This is a genomic window from Chryseobacterium takakiae, assembly GCF_900129385.1.
Classification (GTDB): Bacteria; Bacteroidota; Bacteroidia; order Flavobacteriales; family Weeksellaceae; genus Chryseobacterium; species Chryseobacterium takakiae.
Genome location: NZ_FQVO01000002.1, coordinates 101483 through 122196 on the forward strand (window position 1 = coordinate 101483; position 20714 = coordinate 122196).

The following is a 20714-nucleotide window of genomic DNA, read 5'->3' on the forward strand; positions in this document are numbered from 1 at the left end:
TTAACATCTATTATAGATAAAAGGAATTAAACAAAAACTAATTGCCTGAAATTCTTTCAAATAGTTTGCAGGTAATCATTTTGTTGTAGAAAAGCATATACACAAATGAGAAATTCGATATTAAGTAGATTAAGAGAAAATCCTAAAATTGTTAAAGTTCTGGTTTTTCTCACTTCATGGACACAGCTTCATGCTTACGCAAATACGGCGTATTTAAATAAGCCTAAAGAAACTTTACCGGGTGCAGATTTTCATTATTCATCTGTTATTCGAAATGATAACAGCTTCCTGAAAAATGATGAGAAATCTTTGGCAATCGATAATGCTTTACGGAATAATATTTCGTATCCAAATGAGAAAAATATTGATTCTGAAAATATTTCCGGCCAATCAATATACGGACATGAAGCATTGGTCGATGATCAAAAAAATATTGTTGATAAGTCTATATCAGGATTTTATCTTTCTGATATAAAAGAAGGAATCATAGGTAAAGACTCCGAACATCCTATAGACCAGATATACGATAACATATTTAATATTACGGTTAATGAAAAAATCAGACCTGATAAACAATATAGCTTGGAATATGATCTTTATGGATTAAAAGATTATAAGCAGGTAAGCAAAGTTATCAATGATGAACTGGCTGTAGGAGGACAAAATGTAGAAAAAACAACAGTTTGGATCCACCAAACAGAGCCTGTAAAAGCAACTGCTGTTAAGGAAGGCAAGAATATTATCATTTTTACAATTCCTAATTCTTCAGATTACAGCTACAAAATCAGAAATCTTCATATAGTTACTTCGGATAAAAAGAGTGCTCCTGCAGAATTTGCAAATTCATATGTTGGTCAAACCAATTATAAATATATAAATTCTCAAAATCAGGCAGAAGAATTAAGTTTACATTCAGCAACCTTAAAAATAGAAGGAAATTCTGTAAAAAATACTGCAGTTTATTCTATTACTGCGCTTAGAGATATTGATATGCCTGCTCTTACTCAGGAAATGGTAAACGTAACAGCAGATCATTTCGGATATAGATTCTTACCTCACGGAGAGAATTTTTCGGCACCTGCCAAAGTGTCTCTGGGTTATGATAAATCTAAAATACCGGCAGGATATACCGAACAGGATATCAAAACCTTTTATTTTGATCTTACTCAGAAAAAATGGATTGCTTTAGAGAAAGCTGAAAAAGATTCCCTGCAAAAAGGAAGCAATATTATTGTATCTAAAACAACCCATTTTACGGATATGGTAAACGGGATCATCAAAGTTCCCGAATCTCCGGAAACAGGAAGCTATGCTCCTAATTCCATAAAAGACATTAAAGCCGCAGATCCTACAGAAGGAATAGTTTCTATTGCACCGCCGTCCGCAAACAATATGGGAACAGTAAATACAGGTTTTCCCATTAAATTACCGGCAGGAAGAGGTGGAATGCAGCCTTCACTTTCTGTAAACTACAGCAGCGAAGGCGGTAATGGCTGGTTAGGATTAGGCTGGGACCTTTCTATTCCATCAATTTCCATTGATACAAGATTGGGAGTTCCTACTTATGATCAAAATAGGGAATCCGAAATCTACACTTTAGGAGGGGAGCAATTAACTTTTAAAGTTGGAGATAGTTATGTACTGCCAAACAGAGCTGAAGGTTTTGAAAAAGGAAGAGAAACAGATCGCCAATTTTATCCAAGGACAGAAGGAGGATATAGTAAAATTATAAGAAAGGGAAATAATCCCAATAATTATGTATGGATTGTTACGTCTAAAGACGGTACACGTTCTTGCTTCGGAGGAGATGAAAATGGAAATGTTCTTGAAAATGCTGTATTAAGACAGCCTGGAACTAATAATATAGGGCATTGGGCTTTATATAAAACCATTGATACCAATGGAAATTTTGTAGAGTATACGTATAACAGACCACCCAATTATAATTCTTCTGATAATGTGATGGGGAAAGGAGGTCAGGAAATGTATATAGGAAAAATTGAGTACACAAAATATAATGTTCCAAATGCATTAAAAACTTATACTGTAAATTTTGATTATTATGATCAAAGACCTGATGTACAGGTTGATGCCCGTTTAGGTTTTGTGCAGGTTACTTCTAAAAAACTGAAAAGTATTGCAATTCTTTATGGTACTGATAAAGTAAGAAGTTATGAGTTTGGTTATAAGGAAGGAGCTTTTAAGAAATCTTTATTAGAAACAATTACTGAGAAAGACGCAAATGATCAGATTTTTTACACTAATAGAGTGGAGTACCAGTCAGCTCCTGGCGAATTATTTGGTGCTCCGCAAATATGGAATGTAAATAATGTAAATGGAGTAGAAAGTGGATACTTTACTGATTCATTTTCTCCGGCTGCTGCCGGCGAAACTTTCGGAGGTAAATATAATGCAATTAATAGTAATATCTCGGATAGTAAAAATTTGGGATTCAGATTAGGTTTTTGGACTTATACTCAAGGTACAACATTAATTCAATTACCATCTCCATTAGCCTTATTTATACCATTAGTAATTACGGAAACCGGCAGGTATAGTATTGGTGCTCAGGGAGGTTTTGGTAATAGTAACAGCCGTACTCAGGTAAATCTATTGGATATGGACGGAGATAATCTTCCTGATATTACTTATAAAATAGGGGGAGATTACTATTATGCAAAAAATAAAAATGGTTCTTTCGACTTAGATACTGTTAATAAAATAAATATTCCTGGACTTGGGCATACAAAGTCCAAAAACTGGAATACCGGAATTGATGGAAATTATGCTGTAGATACAGATTTAAGTACAGGTGTAGGATTTGATTATTCTAATTCTACTACAGATAATAAAGTTTACTTTGAAGATTTTAATGCAGACGGCTTAGTAGATGTCTCGGATAATGGAAAAGTAAAATTTGGTTATAATCCAAATGCCAATCTTACCAACTCCAATACTTTTATTCCCAAATTTGATTATTCCAGCCAGCCTTCTCCGGCTCCGATACAAGTTTTGTCTTCAAGTATTTCTACTGCAACTCCTTCATTCAATAATAATGAAAAGAAAATGATGTTTGAGCAAAACCCTTTACATGATATGATAAAAGTTTGGGTTGCGCCTAAAAGCGGGAATATTACAGTTACTAGTAATTGTAATTTGCTTCCGGCATCTTATGATCCTAATGAAGATAATACTTCTGTGGATGGAGTTGCAATTTCAATACAGAAGGGAAATAATCCACCTGATTATACATTAAGTATTCCCAAAGATGATACTTCAGTTAAAAATACAGTACTGTCTTACAATAATATCAACAAAGGGGATAAAATTTATTTCAGGGTCAGCTCTAAATATGATGGACGTTATGATCAAGTCAATTGGAATCCTGTTATACAATATACGTCCAATACATCTCCTGCTATTGATGGGAACAACAGAGATCTGAATACGTACAATTTTAGTGATGATTTTATTGTTTCCGGAAGTGCGAACTTTTCAGCTCCGGAAGCAGGAACTCTTAATTTATCAGTGAATAAGCCCGGTACATCTGACTATGTTAAAATTTCGGTTTTAAAAAATAATACTGAAGTTTGGAGTACGACATATGCACCTACAGATAATGTGGCTTCAAATGTTTCTGTTCCTATATCTTTTGCTGCTAATGATGATATTATTGTAAAACTGTTAAGTAATACAAATATACACTGGCCTGACGTAGAGATCAATCCGGTTTTCACTACAGTTTCAGGAAAGATTAATTATCTGTTTACAGAGTACGGAATGTTTAATTATCAGGAATCTGCTGTAAATAATGCTTTCACGTATCTTGTTTCACCAAATGATGCAGGAAAAACATTTACGATAAAGCCCGTAAATAGTATTAATTCATTGAATGGAAGCTTTACGGTCAGCGCAAAAATAAAAAACAGAGCTGTAGGTAAATTTTCTTATACCCTAAATAATGGAGTTTTATCTGCCAACGGAAGTTCTTATGGATTTGCTCTGAATAAGTTTACTTCACAGGATATTAATGAAAATCTTTACATAGAAATTACTACTCAGCAAAACAGGACGATCAATCAGGCTTTTCTGGATTATTTGAAAAATATAAATTTAGAGTTAATAGTTAATGAAGTAGCAGCAAGTGGCCAGACCAATTCAATAGTTGGAGGTACGGTTACTTTAACTTCAGGTCAGGCAATGATATTAAACTTCATTAAAAGCGGACCTCCATCATCTTCAGGGTATCCTTCAGGAAGTTTTAGGTATAGAGTCGTAGGAAACCCTGTTTGGACGGGACCTGTGGTTTTACAATCTTCCGCATCTCAAAATATGCTATCTCAGACTCTGAACCTGAGTCCGGGTATTTATGAATACGAAGCAAGCATTAACTTTAATGGACAGGCATCTTATTATGGAAGTAATTCTTATGTATCGGTTTCTAAAGCTAAAAATAAAACATTTGTATACAGTCCTTTAACTGCTCGCAATATTACCCAGATCCTTTCTGCGGAAGATTATGATACTCGTTTCGGACAATTATACCGTGGTTGGGGAAGTTTTATAATAAATGGAAACAACCCGTCAAATAGTACTATTGTACAAAATCATCTGTCTAATATCAATTCAGATTTTGCCAATAACGGATCTGTTACAGAGATGAAAATTGATGAAACAAAATTATTCATTCCTCAATCATCCACAAATCCGTCAAATAATGCTCCTTTAAATCCAACCATAGACCCTGCAACAGGATTGCCAACGCCTTATAATCCCAATAGCTCGGCAATGAGCAATCAGTATTTTGTGATGACAACTCCAATAATTAATAAACAAGGAGTAAAATACTGGATGGGGTTAGATGAAAATAACTACATCACAAAACAAACCGTAAGTACTTCCAGATTAGGAGATGATAATATAGACGAGACATTTTCTAACCAGTCTCCTGTTTTTAGTTTTAACTCATATCAGCTGCCTTCACTTATTCAGAAAAGTAAATTATATAGTGTAAGTGGTAAAGCGGGAATATCATATAGCAGCTCGGCAGGAGTAGGTGGAGATGGTAATTTTTCGAGTACAATATTTGCCGAAAATAAATCGGTTACCGCAATGGCAGACATGAATGCCGACGGTTTTCCGGATCATATTGTAGATTCAAATCTTCAGTATACGAACGCTAATGGATTTTTATCTTCTAAAAACTCAAATATTGGAAGTTATTCTATAAGCAGAACCGAAGAAGCAATTGGAGCTGGTGCGGGAACCTCGTTTACTCATGGTACCGCTGCATTTACTTTGTCTAGAAATTCGAATTTTCCAACCTCATTTGCATTAAGTCAAAAAAATGATTTTTCTGCATCTTTAAATGGAAACTTTGGATTTGAAAAGGAAAAGATCAAAAAGACCTATTTCGATATTAATGGTGATGGTATTCCCGATAGAATCGAAAATGGAAATGTTGAATTAGGATTAGGCTATGGTTTTTATCCTGCCAATTCATCATTAAGTTTTAATACCAGCTATTCCCGGAATGAAAACTGGGGAGCAGGTTTAGGAGTATCGCTCTTCAATGGATCTGTTCAGGGAGGAACAAGCCTTAGCGGGAGTACCAACGATATAGAAGAAGAAATGTTTGACCTGAATGGGGACGGACTTCAGGATTATATTAATCTGAAAGCATCAAAATATTTCCTGAATTTAGGGAATAAATTTGAGGATTACCAAAATCTTTCTGTTGGAAAAGCAAGAAGTACAACCGGAAGTTTAGGAGCTAACTTTGGATTGTCAATACCGATATCAATTCCAATTATTGTTGATTACTCAACAAATGTTTTGGCGGGGATAAAAATTGTTCCGGGAATTAATATCAATTCAGGCAATAGTGTATCAAAAACCAAATCTACATTTAAAGATATGAATGGAGATGGTTATCTGGATTACATAACTTCCGATGATACCAATTCAATTACGGTAAGGCTTAATCAAATTGGCACTACCAATCTCCTACGTAAAGTAACCACTCCATCCGGAGGAAGCTGGGAAGTAGAATATGAGAGAGTGGGGAATACATACGATATGCCACAGAGCAAATATGTACTAAAAACGGTGATTACCAATGATGGATTTACCGGGGATAGCACATTCAGCCCAGATGTATCAAAAATTACAGTTAAATACGAAAACCCTTATCACAGCAGAAGGGAACGTATATTCTATGGTTTTGAAAAAGTTACGGTTAATCAGATTGATACAAAACAGGGAGGTGTTTTCTCAAATGTAATATACAGAAAAACAGAGCAGACGTTTAATAATAAAAACTATTACCTAAAAGGAGCATTGCTTAATGAAAAATTACTGGACGCTTCCGGAAAAATCTGGACTGAAAAAAGTAATACGTACGAACTGAGGAAAATTCATAGTCCAAATACATTAAATACACTCTTAAACCAGGAAAAAGAATCAGAAAAAAATCATCAGGATTATGCCTGCTTTATTGCACTTAAAAATACAGTTTCTAAGTTTTATGAAGGATTAGCAACAGCTGCTAAATCTACCTCAAGCAGTATTACAGAATATGATGAATGGGGAAATGCCGTTAAAGTAACAGACTTTGGTGATACGCAGATTGGAAGTACAGAAATAGTATCTTCTGAAGTAACTTATGAAGAAGTAGCCCCTGGTAGATACGTTATTGCTCCTAAAACAGTAAAAAATACAGCAACTGGTATTGTCAGAGAAAAGAGAGCTGAATATAATCCTTCAACAGGAGATCTTACGAAAATTGTGATCAAAAATCAGGGTGTAGATTATTCAGTGTATGATTTTGAATATGATGTATATGGAAATATTACGAAATCTACAGGTCCTGCAAACAGTGCAAACCAAAGGTTTTTCCATCAGTATACGTATGACGATAATGTGAAGACCTATCCTGTAAAAGTTCAGGATGCATTCGGATACACCAGCAAAACTCAGTATGATTTCCGTTTCGGATTACCAGTGCTTACAGTAGATATGAATTTGCAGCCAATGAAGTTTGTTTATGATGCAAAGGCGAGAACTACTGAAATTACAGGACCGTATGAAATGTTCAACAATATACCATGGACAATAAAGTTTGAATACAATCCTGTTACGGATGCGCCGCTTAATGCTACCAATGCGCAATCTTACGCAATAACAAAGCATTATGATCCGGAATATACCGACAGTACCATCAATACCATTACCATTGCGGACGGTTTTGGGGAAGCCATTCAGGTTAAGAAAACAGGTGATATCCATAATGACGGGGTTAAATATATTGTTGCCGGAAAAGTAGAAACGGATGCTTTCGGAAGAGCTTTGAAAACATATTACCCTACAACAGAAAATGTAGGAACAGGAAATACCTTATACAATGCTTCTGTAGATACTATTGAACCTACCATTAATCAATATGATGTATTAGATAGGGTAGTATATACAAAGCTTCCGGGAGAAAACTTATTTTCAACCATAGAATATGGCTTTGCTAATGACGTACAGGGAAGACCAATGTTTGCCACCACTTTTAAAGATGAATTGGGAAGCATCAAAAAATCTTATACGGATATTAAAGGAAGAACAACTTCTGTCTGGGAAGTTTCGAACACCGGAGATATTAAAACAAAATTCACCCATGATGCGATCGGGCAGATCCTTCAGGTGGAAGATGTGGCAGGAAACATCACAACATCACAATATGACGATTTAGGAAGAAGAATTTCATACAAGCATCCTGATAGCGGTATCACGACTTATAAGTATGATCCGGCAGGAAATATGAATTCAAAAACCAATGCTGCCAATGAAATTGTTAATTACAAATATGATTATACCAGACTGAAAGAAGTAAACTACCCTGTTTATCCTGAAAATAATGTAAAATATTATTATGGAGCTGCAATGGATGCATCTGCAATGGATAATAATGCGGTGGGAAGACTTTGGTACCAGACAGATGCTACAGGAACGCAATATCTCAAATACGGAAGACTGGGCGAGCTTACCTATCAACGCCGTTCTGTTGCCGTTCCGGATGCCGGAGTGTATTGGTTTGGAACTTCATGGGAATATGACACATGGAACCGCGTGAAAAAAATCACGTATCCGGATGGAGAAGAAGTGAAATATACCTATAATAAGGCGGGTAATCTTTTCAAGATGAACTCTGTAAAAGATGGCTTCAGTAAAGACATTATAAAGAATCTGGGCTATGATAAATTTGAGCAGAGAGTTTATCTTCAGTATGGCAATGGTACGGAAACAACTTATGAATACGAAACCAACCGCAGAAGACTGCTTAAAATGTATGCTAAAAACAGCAACAGATACTTTATGCAGAATACTTACCAGTATGATGTGGTATCAAATATCATGCAGGTACACAACAATGCGCCTGTGGTACAGGGATTATTGGGAGGAGGAACCAACTATGCTTACGGATATGATGACCTCTACCGCCTTACTTCTTCATCAGGAAGCTGGAGAGGAATAAACAGCGCAGGACAAGAAGAAAGACATCGCTTCACGGTAGGAATGACGTATGATAATATGCATAATATCATGAGCAAAACCCAGAAGCATGAGTGGGTAACGGGATCTGCTTCCAATAACTGGACTGCTCTTGAGCCAACTTCTTACCGACTCAATTATAAATATGAGGACCCTTCGCATCCGCATGCACCATCCAGAATCATAGATGAACCGAATCTTGTGCCGAATGCTACATGCTGTAATCCGGACGATCCGGGAGTGAAGTTCCAGCACTATAAATATGATCCTAAAGGAAATCCTACCCACATTTTTCAGCAGACGTGTACCAACGAGGAGGAAAAAGCGGTGTATCTGTGGGATGAAGAAAACCGGTTACGATTTGTAGATACCAACCCTACAACACCGGAAGCAGATGGGGCAGCCATTTATACCTATGATGCAGGAGGAGAACGTATTATTAAGGACGTTCTGTTTAAAGGAAAAATAGGAAAATATGATAGTGATTATATAGAAGTAAGCGGCGAAACCATTCATGAAGCATCGATCTATCCAAGCGGACTGATTACGCTTAATCTTACCTACGATCTTCAGAGTGGGATGCTGCAGGAGCCGCGCTATACCAAGCATTATTATGCGGGAAGCCAGAGAATACAGTCTAAGATCGGAAACAGCGGAAGTATAGGGGCATTTGATTGTGCCTGGCTCATTATCCCTTTTGGAGGAACAATACCGCCGATTAATCCTGTGAATGTCTCTAACCAGATCCTGCAGACGGCTACCCAGAGCAATCTGGTAATTATGCAGACCAATAACCTTACTCCTCCGGTCAATTACGGGCAGAATGGAGGCTATACCGGAAATTGTGTATCTTCGTATGCAAGTAATGTGAAGGAAGAGGAAATCTATTGGTTTCATCCGGATCATCTGGGCAGCAGTTCTTTTATTACCGGATTAGATGGCGAAGTAACCCAGAATATGGAGTATTTCCCAAGTGGAGAAATCTTTGTAGAAAACCACCACAAGGACGGCTTAAACAGCCAATATAAGTTTAATGGCAAAGAGCAGGATGCCGAAACAGGGTATTATTACTACGGGGCGAGATATTACAATCCTAGAGTTTCTCTTTGGCTGAATGTTGATCCGTTGGCTGACTATAATCCTTTCTATAATAGTGAGCATTATATTGATGGTGAGCATAATGGTGGAGTGTATAATTCTGGAAATAATAATCCATATATTTATTGTTATCAAAAACCTGTTGATCTTGTTGATCCTAACGGAAAACAGACTAAAGGATCACAATTTGGTTTTGGAATAAATATAGGGTTTGGTTCAGGCGCAACAACATTGAATTTTACAGGAAGAAATCCTTTGGGGAATATTAAACCTATGAGGACTATAAATACTACAACTTCTACTTCGCCTAATAGTAATCTAAAGGGGCTAAGTGGACGTCAAACGGTTGGACTAGCAGCAATTATAAGTTTTGTTTGGGAAAATACTGTTTCAGGACCCAATCCAATTGATGAAGTTCCAAACCCAAAATATGATCCTGTACCAGATGAGAAAACTAATTCTTTCTATATTTATAGAGCAATGAGAGAAGTTAATGGGATGCCAGAAATTGGAGATATAGGTTTAGCGCAACTTGGTGTTAGAAATTCGGATATACTAGGTAAAAATGTAGATAATGCTGTTCCTGGTTATTTTAACAAATGGATACAGCCAGGCTATTTAAAAGGTATGTCCGTTACGCCGTGGTTTGCGCCTACTGGGAATTATGGTGCTAAACAGGGGAAACCGCTATGGAGACTTAATATTCTTGTTTTACCATTTTTTAATTTGTCATTTTTTCAAGATACTCCGACTCATGGAATAGTAATCCCTTCTTCACCTATGTCTCTTGGAACTTTCAGAGAAAATATACATAAAACAGCACTTTATTGGCAAAAATATCAAGATGTCAAATAATTATGAAGAATATAATATTGCAAAAAATTGACTTGTATTTTGAATTTGTATTTGAAAATTCTAAAAAACAGAACTTCAGATACTTTCCTAATATGATAGTAGGGATTAATTTAATTTTAAATAATAAAGATATTCCCGATATACAAGAATTAATGATTCATAAGATTGATGAACAATATAATATTTATAATGATAAATATTATAATGAAATACATAAATCAAATTTTATTAATTTTTTATCAGATTTTGTAGCAGATATTTTTCCTTTAGATGGATGGTCAAATTATCCTAATATATGGGAACGTGAAATAAAAGATATATATATTTATATGCATTTATTCGATTTCATAAAAAATGATCAAAAATTGGAGAAGGAACTTAAAAATCAAATAGCTCTTTTCAATAATTTTTATACAAATAATACATCAGATAGCGCAGGTTTATAATCCGTGCCTGTAACAACAACAAAACTTTGCAATCTGCAAAGTTTTGTTGTTGGAAAGTAGTAATTATATATCTTGCGTATACAAGTAATGTGAAGGAAGAGGAAATCTATTGGTTCCATCCGGATCATCTGGGCAGCAGTTCTTTTATTACCGGATTAGATGGTGAAGTAACCCAGAATATGGAGTATTTCCCGAGTGGAGAAATCTTTGTAGAAACCTAACGAAGTGGTTCGCCGACTCTGTGGAGGCAAAACCATAATAAGGATGGCTTAAACAGCCAATACAAGTTTAATGGCAAAGAGCAGGATGCCGAGACAGGGTATTATTACTATGGTGCGAGATATTATAACCCGAGAGTTTCTCTTTGGCTGAATGTAGATCCACTAGCGGAGAAGACAATGCAACCTTATACTTATGGGAACAATAACCCAATAGTTTTTACTGACCCAGATGGAAGAGCTGCTTATCCACCATTAGGATATAGAGGAAATAGTTGGATTGACAGCACAGGTGATTTTGTTAGATCGATAGGAGGTGAATATATCAATAAGAGAGATGGTAAAATGTATGATAATGGAACTAGAGGAATGCGTCAGACAACAGATACACAGTTTCTATATATTCCTGCGCCTTCAATAGCCAACGAAACAAATTTTACTCTTAAAATTTGGAATAAAAATAATTCTGAAGGCGTTGTAAAAAATTACAAGAATACACGTGATATAATTGTTGATTATCTTGCAGGTACTGGACCAGAAAATGCGATAATAAATTCTGGTGGAGCTTTAGAACAAATTAAAAATTTGGAATCTGTCAAAGCAAATCTTAAAACTCTATTAGGAAAGTTAAATGATAATGGAGGTTATCATATTGGTGAAACCGAAGAATTATGGCACGACAACGGAAGTATCTTTGGACACGGAAAAGAATTTGGTCAGTTACTAGGTGCTATATATAGAGGTATTAGAGGTGGCGTTGGACCTGCTTTTGATTCCGATTTAATGAATAATCCTATGAGTGCAGTTGGTTCATATGGTATGTCAGTTAGAGTAAACTCTGATTATAAAACGGTGACTGTAGGAGTTTATAATAGACTATCGCTTGGTTCAGGATTAGATAATATTTTTGGTGGCATTTCTAAACCGAGGACAGCAGGAGGCGATAATAAACTAACAAATACTTATCAAATATATATATGGACAGTACCATTAAAAAAATGATTATTTATGAAACTATTAAAACTTACACCGTTTAAAATTTTTCTTATACCAGTTCATATTATTTTTCTGTATTTTTTTACATATGGTAATGCATTTTTCATTCAAGCATTTTTCATTGTAGTATTTTTATTATTAGCTTTTCTTTTTTTTATTATTGATTTAGGATTAATATTATCAATAAAAAAAAATCGATTATTAATATATGTGGAAGTCGGATTAATTATAGGGTATTTTATAATCATTTTATTATGTAAATCCCAAATGTTTGGGATGTTGCAAAATTTAATTCCTGATGCCCCCCCCCGCCCGTGCCGAGTAAATAAAGAAAAACGCTAACAGTAAAAAGGTTAGCGTTTTTAGTAAAATTGTGTATTTTTCTGTGGTAATCAGGAGAAAGATACATATTGGTTCCATCCGGATCATCTAGGCAGCAGTTCTTTTATTACTGGATTAGATGGTGAAGTAACCCAGAATATGGAGTACTTCCCAAGTGGAGAAATCTTTGTAGAAACCTAACGAAGTGGTTCGCCGACCCTGTGGAGGCAAAACCATAATAAGGATGGCTTAAACAGCCAGTACAAGTTTAATGGCAAAGAGCAGGATGCCGAGACAGGGTATTACTATTATGGTGCGAGATATTATAATCCTAGAGTTTCTCTTTGGTTGAATGTGGACCCGTTGGCTGACTATAATCCTTTCTATAATAGTGAGCATTATATTGATGGAGAGCATAATGGTGGAGTGTATAATTCTGGAAATAATAATCCATATATTTATTGTTATCAAAGTCCTATTATTTATATAGACCCGAATGGTAAACAGTCAAATGTAACTAACCCTAGGAAAGGAATGTCTATACCTCCAGGTATGACAGAAAAGGAAGCTCTTAGTCATATTATTACTATTAATGGAAAAAAATATCATAAGTACACACATGATGGTTTTGCATGGATTGGCAATAAAATTAATTCAATACTTGGTGGAGATGATGATTTTTTTGTAGAACATAAAAATTATGACCCTGTTGAAGATCATATGATTCACGAAACCGTCAATACTGCAGCAGGAGAAGTAACAGGACTATATATTTTAAAATTTGGAGGACAATTACTTTCTCGTACTGTTCTTAGAGAATCTGGTCAAGTAGTTCTAAAATTTTGTTTCGTAGAGGGTACCTTGGTATCTACAGAAAAAGGAAATCTGCCTATTCAAAAAATTAAGATTGGAGATAATGTTTGGTCATATAATATTAGTACTAAAATGAACTTAAAAGAGTTTCTTCCATTATAGAAAAAAATGCATCTCAAATTTTAGAGATATTATTAGGGGATATAAAAATACAATGCACATTAAATCATCCTTTTTATATTAATGGAGAGTGGGTTGAAGCCAAAAACCTTAGGGTAGGCACTAATCTTACTCTTTATAACGGAGGCACTATTAAGATAAGTGCTTTGAGAGAGGTAGATCAAAATGTAAAAGTTTATAACTTTGAAGTAGAGGATAATCATAACTATTACATTTCAGAAAGTAAAGTTTTAGTACATAATAGTTGCGAATGGAAAACAGTATTACACCCTGGATCTTTAGAAAAGACTATTGAAAAAACTTGGGGTAAAAATGCAGTTAAAACTTTTGATAATGTAATAGAACAACTTGCGAGTGGCAAGGCTGGAAAAAATGTACATAATCTTGGTGGAGAACTAAAAGGATATAAAGCTATTGATTTAGCAGGTACAGGTAGTGGAAGAGGAGCAGGTCGTATTATTTTCAAGGAAACGTCAGAACAGGTAGAAATCGTTGGTGCAGTTATAGGACATGATTATACTAAAATTATTAAATAATGAAAGACTGGGAAAAATGGGATTTAAAAATCTCAATAGCAAATTTTATTGTTCCAAGATTAGAATCATATATAAATGAGGTTGAAAATAATAATATTGTTTCTATTCCATTGTGGATTAGAGATATTGAATTACCTTTTGTTATAGCCAAAGATAGAGAATATTCTGATGAGGAAATATTTATTATAAATAGAGAATGGGAGAAAATATTAAAAAAAATATTATTTTCTTTTAAAAGCATATTAGAGCCTCAAAATGAAATGAATTTTGAAGAAATTCAAAAGAAGCAAGAGGAAGGGTTGCAATTATTTGCAAAGTATTATTTAAATTTGTGGGATTAAATGGTAATGTTCCTCCCAGCTGCGAAAAGCTTGCCCATCTCAGCTGGCGAGAGCGTTCCGTTCGTGCTAAGATAAATAAAAAACCAACTTCAATGGGAGTTAGGTTTTGTGTAAAATGCAGAATATAACGGAAATTGTGTATCTTCGTATGCAAGTAATGTGAAGGAAGAGGAAATCTATTGGTTCCATCCGGATCATCTGGGCAGCAGTTCTTTCATTACCGGATTAGATGGCGAAGTAACCCAGAATATGGAGTATTTTCCAAGTGGAGAAATTTTTGTAGAAAACCTTATAAGAATAGCTTAAACAGCCAGTATAAGTTTAATGGTAAGGAAATGGATGGCGAAACAGGATATTACTACTACGGAGCGAGATACTACAATCCTAGAGTTTCTCTTTGGCTGAATGTGGATCCGTTGGCTGACTACAATCCGTTCTATAATAGTGAGCATTATATTGATGGTGAGCATAATGGGGGAGTGTATAATTCAGGAAATTTAAATCCATATATTTATTGCTATCAGAATCCTATTATTTATATAGACCCGAATGGTAAACAGTCAAATGTCACTAACCCTAGGAAAGGAATGTCTATACCTCCAGGTATGACAGAAAAGGAAGCTCTTAGTCATATTATTACTATTAATGGAAAAAAATATCATAAGTACACACATGATGGTTTTGCATGGATTGGCAATAAAATTAATTCAATACTTGGTGGAGATGATGATTTTTTTGTAGAGCATAAAGATTATAACCCTGTATTAGATAATGAAATGCATGAGTTTGTTGGTACAGCTGCCGGAGAGTTAACTGGACTTTGGTTTATGAAAGGATTAGGAGCAGTAATCTCTAGAACAGGAACTACAGGAGCGAGACAAATTTTAGAAAGTTTATGTTTTACAAAAGGTACACTGGTATCCACAGAAAAAGGACTAATTCCAATTGAGGATATTAAAATAGGAGATAAAGTATGGTCTTATAATGAAGATACTGGCAAAACTGAATTAGAATTTGTGTCAGAATTATTTAGAAATACAACAGAAAGTATTGTTGAAATTACAACAGGGAGTTTAAAAATACAATGTACACCTAAACATCCTTTCTATGCAAAAGGAACTTGGATAAATGCAGAATATTTAAAAGAAGGTGATTATATTACTTCAATAAAAAACGAATTAATCAAAATTGATAAAATACGGTTTATAAATTCCCCATTAAAGGTATATAATTTTGAAGTACAAAATAATCATAATTACTATGTTTCAAGAAATCAAATTTTAGTACATAATCTTTGTTTTAATGGAAAATTTGGTAGAGAATTTTTATATAGAGCTCACTCAACTGCAACAAAGGCATTAGATCATATTTGGTTGCGTCACGGATTTGATACTGCATTTAGTGGTGTTAGTAAGTTCAGCCCTAATTTGTCAAAGTTAGAAATAAAGGAACTAATTCTCAATTCAATAAAAAATGCCAATTCACGAACAGACTTAATCATAAAGCCAAATGGTTATATGGATATTTTATATGATACTGGAAAAGTAATAGGAAAAGATGTGAATGGTAATACGACGTCCAAAATAATGATACATTTGGATAGTAATTTTAATGTTAGAACAGCATATCCGAAATAATGTTATGGAAAATGTTTTTTTTATTAAAGAATTGTTTGATGATTTGTCAAGTTATGATATATTAACACTTGAGAATCTATTCAACACTATTAAAGATGAGAGGTGTACCACAGTTAATCTTAATAGATTTACTTTTGAAAAAAAAGGGGGTGATATTTTAATTTCAGATGATGTTTCATATGATGACATAGGTGTTTTTAATATGAATATAGATGAGTTTTTAAAACTTTTATCCTCAATAATGAGAAAAGAATAATCCCAATGTCGAGGATTTGTATCCCTATAATAGCAAAAAAACTTTGCAATCTGCAAAGTTTTATTCTTGGAAAGTAGTAATTGTATATATCTTGTGTATGCAATTAGCGTAAAGTACCCCGCTGCACAAAGTCTCCCGATTTTGAGCCGTAAATACAATAAAACGCTAACTTTCGGGCTAGCGTTTTTAGAAAGGTGTGTATTTTTCGTATGCTGGTAATCAGGAGAAAGATGTAAATTATTATCATCCGGATCATCTGGGCAGCAGTTCTTTCATTACCGGATTAGATGGCGAAGTAACCCAGAATATGGAGTACTTCCCAAGTGGAGAAATCTTTGTAGAAACCTAACGAAGTGGTTCGCCGACCCTGTGGAGGCAAAACCATAATAAGAATAGCTTAAATAGCCAATACAAGCTTAATGGTAAGGAGTACGATGCCGAGACAGGGTATTATTACTATGGTGCGAGATATTATAACCCTAGAGTTTCTCTTTGGTTGAATGTTGATCCGCTAGCGGAGAAGTATCCGAGCTGGAGTCCGTATGTTTATACATTTAATAGTCCTATTAATTTAATAGATCCTGATGGAAGGGAGCCTAGTCCAGGGCCAATGTGGAATTATTATAATATACTACAAGGTGGATCATTGAGGTTTGTTAGAAAAACAACTCCTGATTCTTGGACAATTCATACTTTCTTTGGGTCAGTCGATTTACCTAATCCAGGAGCTGCAAACTTTCATATACTTTCGGTTGGTTTTGATGAATTAGTATTTTCTACTCATAAACAGATGGCAATTTATGCAAATGCAATTGATTGGAATTATTTTAATGAAACACATCATGTACGATTTAATAAAACTTCCGTTTATCAAGGGAAGACTTATAAAATAGGAAAGACACCGCCTACATTAAGTGAAATAAGGGATAATATTGCGGCAATACAAGAATTGAGTTGTAATTGTGGTGCCGTGTTAATGGGTGCAATGGCAACAAGACCGAGTAATTATGATGTAATGCCTACTAATATGAAATACGATGCAGGCGCACATGCTCTGGCAAAAGAAATAGGGGGTAAAGCTCAGGCACGATTTAGATATTCAAATAGAGAATATGATGCTATTTCATCAGAATGGATAGGACAACATAAACCGGGCCTCACAAATTCTTTTGGAAAGAGTTTTAGAAATCAAGCTAAAGCAACATTTGAGGATGCACAAGCAACAGGAAGAGGAGTGTATTATAAATTTGATTCTAAACCTGCACAGGAAGTAATAAATAAATTAGGGGATTATTCTAAAAGATATAATGTTAAACTTAAAATAAAGTATTAATTATGTTTGAATACAGAGGGTGGATTGTATTAGCTTTTGATGGCTATGAAGAAGATTTTTCAAAACTCAAAGATGGTGTAGCAATATTGTCTAAACGTATTAATATCCATAAAAATATAGCACAGTTTAGTCAAATTATCAATTCTAATGAGAGCTATGAATTATTAATGGTGGGGAATTTAAATCACGAAAATGGATTTTTAGAAGATTTAAAATCGCTGTTAAACTATGTAAAAGAAATTTTACCAGCATCTTATGGGCTTTTATTTTTGCGGAATCAGGAAAATGAAGACTTTGATAAATTCTCAGTATTAAGAATGTCAAAAAAAGGAATCGAACTATTAGAAGACACATTGTTAAGTCCATGTTCAGAATTTATTGAAGATTAAACTGATAGTATAATGTCCCTCATAACTGAAAAGTCCCCACTGCGCAAAGTCTGTTACTTTGAGCCGTAAATAAAATAAAACGTTAGCTTTCGGGCTAGCGTTTTTAGAAAATTGTGTGTTTTTCGTATGTTGCTAATCAGGAGAAAGATACATATTGGTTCCATCCGGATCATCTGGGCAGCAGTTCTTTTATTACCGGATTAGATGGCGAAGTAACCCAGAATATGGAGTATTTCCCAAGTGGAGAAATTTTTGTAGAAAACCATAATAAGGATGGCTTAAACAGTCAATATAAATTTAATGGTAAGGAGCAGGATGCCGAGACAGGATATTATTACTATGGTGCGAGATATTATAACCCGAGAGTTTCTCTTTGGTTGAATGTTGATCCGCTAGCGGAGAAGTATCCGAGTTGGAGTCCTTATGTGTATTGTGGAAACAACCCTATTAATTACATTGATCCTGATGGAATGGATCCGTTACCTGCTTATATGAGAACAGCAGCTATTAGAATTGCAGCAGCAGGTCTTAATAGCGTTGGAGGTGGAGTTGTTAAAGGTAATTCAGGAGCAGAAAAATTGATGAATGGCTTAATGATGAATTATGCAGCCAAGCATAATATGACATTAAGACAATGGCAGATATGCAGAATGAAATTAACCAATTTTACAATGGTCTAGCTTTAGTGAAAGGATGGCATAGTCCTACATATGAAGGTCTTTATAAGAAGGTGATTAGTAATATGAAATTAAATCACAAAGGCGTTCAATATGGGACTATTAAAGCAATAAGGGAGGCTGAAAACAATTGGGGTATCTTAGGAACTGCTGGAGAAGTAGCTGCTATGGTTGCTGTAGAAGGAGGAATGCCTCAAAGTGTTGGTGCTGGACCGAAAGGAGTAAATTCCTCAGCTAGATATTATGACGAAATGTTGGCCAAAAAGTTTACACTTGATGACTTAAATTCATTTAGAGGAGCAAACTCATCTTCTGTTGCAAATTGGTTAGAAGAAAACGGATGGACTGGAGTTGCTACAAATCCTAATAGAGTGTATTCTGATGGTATGAGGTATACAAATGGTAATAGAGGTGAGCAAATTAGAATAATGTCTGGCGGTCCAACAAGATCAATACCTGAAAAAAGAGGACCATATATGGAGGCAAGTTTAAAAGGTAAAAAAACGGTTATTCCATTATCTGGTAACAAAGCATTATATTAGAAAATGAAATATAAAGAAGACATAATATTAATACTTGATAGTATTTTAGATGACTATTACTATCTATGGGAATGCTACTATGATTATTGTAAATATAGAAGATCAAAAGAAGATTTATTGCAGTCATTTTCGGAAGCGTTAAAAGAAGCATATGAAAATAAATTTTTTAATTTTTTTGAAGGAAAAAATTTCGATGGGGATGAAGTACTAATTACAAATTTTTATCTAAATGATTTGACAATACAGGAATTATTAAAATGGGATAATGAATCAAAAATTGAAATAAGAATAGCAACTTCTATTATGGGAATTAAATTTTTAGATATTAACAGATAATTTCCCTGCTATAGCCCCTAAGCTGGCCCCCTAAACTGGCGCGAGCGTCCCGCTCGTGCCAAGAAAAAAGTAATCAAAACAAAAAGTAAGGCTTTTGCTTTACTTTTTTATATTTATAAAATGAGTAGGAAATATAAATTCAGAGAGAAAGAAGGAGCTTATTTTATAAGTTTTGCTACGGTTTTTTGGATAGATCTTTTTTACGAGAATAGAGTATTTTGATATTGTGATTGATGCGTTAGACTATTGTAGAAAAAATAAAGGGATGATTATTTTCGGGTATTGTATAATGCCAAGCCACATCCATTTAATCTTTCGGTCAGCAGAAGGAAAACCTTCTGAGCTGATCCGGGATTTCAAAGGATTTACTTCCAGGAAACTTATCAAAGCTATACAGGAAAACAACCAAGAAAGCCGGAAAGAGTGGCTTTTATGGATGATGAAAAAGGCAGGAGAACGAAGTTTAAATGTCACAAATTATCAGTTATGGCAACAAAATAACAAACCTATTGAGATATGGTCTTTGAAGATATTCGAACAAAAATTAGACTATATTCATCAAAATCCAGTAGAAAGTGGTTTTGTTACCGAACCTTAGGAATGGAAATACAGCAGTGCAAGAAATTATTGCAACGATTTTGAAGAAGTTTTAAAAATAGATGTAATTTGTGATAAGACACGAGCGAGACGCTCGCGCCAGCAGAGGTAGTTTAAATGGAAGATCTCCTTTTATGAATTGGATGCTTGATACTTACTCTGATGTAGGACTTTATTATTGGAAAATATTCACTACCAGCAAAAAAATAATATTATGACAAATGAATATTTTATGAAATTATATGAACCTTTAAATGAAGATGATTGGTATATAATTCAAACTAATAAGGGCTTTTACAGTATTAGGATAGGCGGAATTAATGTTGAAAGAAAAATAAACATACATAGATATAAATTATTTTATGAGGATATTGAAGCGAAAATTAAACTAGCAGTTACTGATGGCGAATGGTCATATATAATTCTGTCAAATGGAAAAGTTCTTTGTTTTGGATTTAACTACGCTGATGAGGAGGGTATAAGTTTTGGTGTTGAGATTAGGAATTTGGAAGATTTCGATGACTCATTTTTCGCTGAGGATTTTTTTAATAGTATGTGAGAGTCCGATATCTCAGATTTGTAAACCAATAACGCGGATTTGTAAT

At 34.5% G+C, this 20714-nt stretch carries 18 protein-coding genes and 2 pseudogenes; all 20 read left to right on the top strand.

Annotation, left to right across the window (positions count from 1 at the left end):
- Positions 1-105: 105 nt before the first annotated feature.
- The 20 genes and pseudogenes from BUA76_RS03550 (at position 106) to BUA76_RS03620 (ending at position 20668) form a co-directional block, all read left to right on the top strand.
- Entirely contained in the window at positions 106-10491 is a 10386-nt protein-coding gene (locus BUA76_RS03550; protein WP_072883464.1) for a SpvB/TcaC N-terminal domain-containing protein, read from the top strand.
- A 2-nt stretch (positions 10492-10493) separates the two neighbouring features.
- On the top strand, positions 10494-10937 hold the full coding sequence (locus BUA76_RS03555; protein WP_072883465.1) for a hypothetical protein: 444 nt from the start codon (positions 10494-10496) through the stop codon (positions 10935-10937).
- Positions 10938-11026: 89 nt separating this feature from the next.
- Entirely contained in the window at positions 11027-11158 is a 132-nt protein-coding gene (locus BUA76_RS19440; protein WP_262484264.1) for a hypothetical protein, read from the top strand.
- 18 nt (positions 11159-11176) lie between these two features.
- A complete protein-coding gene (locus BUA76_RS19020) occupies positions 11177-12157 on the top strand; it encodes an RHS repeat-associated core domain-containing protein (RefSeq protein ID WP_143149850.1) in 981 nt (326 codons plus the stop codon).
- 6 nt (positions 12158-12163) lie between these two features.
- Entirely contained in the window at positions 12164-12493 is a 330-nt protein-coding gene (locus BUA76_RS19055; RefSeq protein ID WP_143149851.1) for a hypothetical protein, read from the top strand.
- A gap of 198 nt (positions 12494-12691) precedes the next feature.
- Entirely contained in the window at positions 12692-13447 is a 756-nt protein-coding gene (locus BUA76_RS03565) for an RHS repeat-associated core domain-containing protein (protein WP_083573149.1), read from the top strand.
- Between the two features lie 47 nt (positions 13448-13494).
- The gene (locus BUA76_RS03570; RefSeq protein WP_228408461.1) at positions 13495-14001 is read left to right on the top strand and encodes a polymorphic toxin-type HINT domain-containing protein; all 507 of its coding nucleotides are present in this window, start codon (positions 13495-13497) and stop codon (positions 13999-14001) included.
- Positions 14001-14342 (top strand): hypothetical protein, encoded by a 342-nt coding sequence (locus BUA76_RS03575; protein ID WP_072883468.1) that lies wholly within the window; start codon positions 14001-14003, stop codon positions 14340-14342. The genes BUA76_RS03570 and BUA76_RS03575 overlap by 1 nt, the downstream gene beginning before the upstream one ends.
- 159 nt (positions 14343-14501) lie before the next feature.
- Positions 14502-14648, top strand: coding sequence for a hypothetical protein (locus tag BUA76_RS19355; protein WP_228408455.1), 147 nt, complete (start codon positions 14502-14504; stop codon positions 14646-14648).
- 29 nt (positions 14649-14677) lie between these two features.
- On the top strand, positions 14678-15979 hold the full coding sequence (locus BUA76_RS03580; RefSeq protein WP_083573151.1) for a Hint domain-containing protein: 1302 nt from the start codon (positions 14678-14680) through the stop codon (positions 15977-15979).
- 4 nt (positions 15980-15983) lie between these two features.
- Positions 15984-16235, top strand: coding sequence for a hypothetical protein (locus tag BUA76_RS03585; protein WP_143149852.1), 252 nt, complete (start codon positions 15984-15986; stop codon positions 16233-16235).
- A 196-nt stretch (positions 16236-16431) separates the two neighbouring features.
- Positions 16432-16584: a hypothetical protein gene (locus BUA76_RS19360; protein WP_228408456.1), complete on the top strand. Its 153-nt coding sequence runs from the start codon at positions 16432-16434 to the stop codon at positions 16582-16584.
- Positions 16585-16602: 18 nt separating this feature from the next.
- A pseudogene (locus BUA76_RS19060) lies at positions 16603-16812 on the top strand (RHS repeat-associated core domain-containing protein); the annotation flags it as partial.
- Positions 16813-16845: 33 nt separating this feature from the next.
- The gene (locus tag BUA76_RS03590) at positions 16846-17568 is read left to right on the top strand and encodes a restriction endonuclease fold toxin (protein WP_143149853.1); all 723 of its coding nucleotides are present in this window, start codon (positions 16846-16848) and stop codon (positions 17566-17568) included.
- 2 nt (positions 17569-17570) lie between these two features.
- Positions 17571-17957, top strand: coding sequence for an Imm7 family immunity protein (locus tag BUA76_RS03595; protein WP_072883472.1), 387 nt, complete (start codon positions 17571-17573; stop codon positions 17955-17957).
- Between the two features lie 113 nt (positions 17958-18070).
- On the top strand, positions 18071-18637 hold the full coding sequence (locus tag BUA76_RS03600) for an RHS repeat domain-containing protein (protein WP_072883473.1): 567 nt from the start codon (positions 18071-18073) through the stop codon (positions 18635-18637).
- Positions 18592-19176, top strand: coding sequence for a hypothetical protein (locus tag BUA76_RS03605; protein WP_072883474.1), 585 nt, complete (start codon positions 18592-18594; stop codon positions 19174-19176). The genes BUA76_RS03600 and BUA76_RS03605 overlap by 46 nt, the downstream gene beginning before the upstream one ends.
- A gap of 3 nt (positions 19177-19179) precedes the next feature.
- The gene (locus tag BUA76_RS03610) at positions 19180-19512 is read left to right on the top strand and encodes a hypothetical protein (protein ID WP_143149854.1); all 333 of its coding nucleotides are present in this window, start codon (positions 19180-19182) and stop codon (positions 19510-19512) included.
- Between the two features lie 120 nt (positions 19513-19632).
- A pseudogene (locus BUA76_RS03615) lies at positions 19633-20221 on the top strand (REP-associated tyrosine transposase).
- A gap of 102 nt (positions 20222-20323) precedes the next feature.
- Positions 20324-20668 carry a hypothetical protein gene (locus tag BUA76_RS03620; protein ID WP_072883476.1) on the top strand — a complete coding sequence of 115 codons (345 nt, stop codon included), beginning with the start codon at positions 20324-20326 and terminating at the stop codon, positions 20666-20668.
- Positions 20669-20714 lie beyond the last annotated feature (46 nt).